Genomic DNA, 1,035 nt, shown 5'->3' on the forward strand with positions numbered 1-1,035 from the left:
TGCGACGGCGCAGTGGTTCCGTCGGGGTAATGCGGGTGCGTTGTTCAATTTGTATGGTCCGACGGAGGCTGCGGTGTCGGTGACGGTGCATGAGGTGGGGGCGGGTGATGTTGCGGGTGTGCCTATTGGTGTGCCGGAGTGGAATACGGGTGTGTTGGTGCTCGATGAGCGGTTGCATCCGGTGCCGGTGGGTGTGTCGGGTGAGTTGTATTTGGCGGGTGTGCAGTTGGCGCGTGGGTATGTGGGTCGGGTGGATTTGACGGCGGAGCGGTTTGTGGCGAATCCGTTTGTCGGTGTTGCGGGTGTGGGTGTGGGTTCTCGGTTGTATCGGACGGGTGATGTGGTGCGGTGGGGTGGTTCTGGTGAGTTGGAGTATGTGGGGCGTAGTGATTTTCAGGTGAAGGTGCGTGGGTTCCGGATCGAGTTGGGGGAGATCGAGTCGGCGTTGCGTGGGGTCGATGGGGTGGTCGATGTTGCGGTGGTTGCTCGGGTGGATGAGTTTGCGGGGGATCAGTTGGTGGCGTATGTGGTTGGTGGTGTGGGTGTGTCTTTGGATGTGGGTGAGGTGAAGGTGGCGTTGGGTGCGGTGGTGCCGTCGTACATGGTGCCGTCGGCGTTTGTGGTGTTGGATGCGTTGCCGTTGACGGTGAATGGGAAGTTGGATCGTGCGGCGTTGCCGGCTCCGGTGTTCGAGGCTGTGGTGTTTCGGGCTCCGTCGACTCCGGTGGAGGAGGCGGTGGCGCGGGTGTTTTCTGAGGTGTTGGGTGTTGATCGTGTGGGTGTCGATGATGATTTCTTTGCGTTGGGTGGTAATTCGTTGATTGCGACGCAGGTGGTGTCGCGGTTGGGTGTGGCGTTGGATGCTGTGGTGCCGGTGCGGTTGGTGTTCGAGGCGCCGTCGGTGGGTGGTTTGGCGGTTCGGGTGGAGCAGTCGGTGGGGTCGGGGGATCGGGTTGCGTTGGTGGCGCGGGAGCGTCCGGGTGTGGTGCCGTTGTCGTTGGCGCAGCAGCGGATGTGGTTCCTGAACCGATTCGA

The 1,035-nt window shown here is 61.8% G+C and carries 1 protein-coding gene; it reads left to right on the plus strand.

Annotated features, from left to right (window positions below; genetic code table 11):
- On the plus strand, nt 1-1,035 hold a 1,035-nt coding region (locus tag ABIB36_RS21910; RefSeq protein ID WP_354563607.1), incomplete at both ends, for an AMP-binding protein.

The organism is Rhodococcus sp. UYP9, from assembly GCF_040547235.1.
In the GTDB taxonomy this organism is placed as follows: domain Bacteria; phylum Actinomycetota; class Actinomycetes; order Mycobacteriales; family Mycobacteriaceae; genus Rhodococcoides.